This window comes from Salinimicrobium oceani (assembly GCF_012037645.1).
Window position 1 is genome coordinate 1 of the sequence record NZ_JAAVJR010000091.1, and the last position, 811, is coordinate 811.

The following is an 811-nucleotide window of genomic DNA, read 5'->3' on the forward strand; positions in this document are numbered from 1 at the left end:
AAGAAGGGGCTTCAAAAATGGCATTTTCGGCACCTGATGATCTATCTTTTTCTGCGGAAGCATGGATGAATTCTGAAGTGATCTTTGAAGTTGTGAAATAGAGATTTCCATTGACATTCACTTCGCCTGAAGCATGTTCCAGTGAAAATGTAAGAAGCTTACACTCCTGGGCCAGCCAGTTAAGTTTTACCGGGAGATTAAATGCTCTTTGATGAGCTTTGTATGCAGCTTCTTTCATGCTCCACAGGAGCCAAACCGTAGTGTCCTTATCTTTAGAAGTTGAAATGATCTCTTGTTCGGCTGTGGTAAAGACCTTCTCAAGAAAACCTTTTCGGCGCCAGTTACTTTCCCGTGCCGCCAAATGAAGATCGACCACATCATTACCTATCACGCCTGTTTTTGTTTGCTTTTAATGATCCTCACAGCATCATTAACAGTGGTCATATTGTCCATAGAATCGTTATCAATGGCAATATTAAATTCATCTTCTACATCAAGAACGATATCGACGAGATTAGCCGAATTGATCTCCAGGTCTTTTATAAAATCTGTACCCTGCCCAAAATCCTGAAAAGCCACATCATTCTGTACATAGGGTTTCACGATCTTTTTAAGGCAATAAATTATTTCATTTGTTTCCATTTCGAGGGTTCAAAGTTTAAGGTTTAATGTTCAAGGTTATTAAGTCAAAATTCCCACCTTGGAATTTGGTGCCTGGAATTTGGAATTTACTTTTCATCGGAATTTACCAAAAATTACCACTGCATTTACATCTCCAAAACCAAAACTCGCTTTAGCCACTGTGTTTACT

General features: G+C 39.0%; 2 protein-coding genes. Both read right to left on the minus strand.

Annotation, left to right across the window (positions count from 1 at the left end):
* Positions 1–391 (minus strand): 4'-phosphopantetheinyl transferase family protein (locus HC175_RS15580; protein ID WP_168139365.1); only part of this gene is annotated, 391 nt, incomplete at its 3' end.
* Positions 388–642, minus strand: a complete 255-nt coding sequence (locus HC175_RS15585; RefSeq protein WP_168024965.1) for an acyl carrier protein — start codon at positions 640–642, stop codon at positions 388–390. The genes HC175_RS15585 and HC175_RS15580, both read right to left, overlap by 4 nt.
* Positions 643–811: the final 169 nt, after the last annotated feature.

Excerpts from the sequence above, each read along its gene's own strand:
- HC175_RS15585 (WP_168024965.1), bottom strand. The coding sequence starts at position 642 with ATGGAAACAAATGAAATAATTTATTGCCTTAAAAAGATCGTGAAACCC.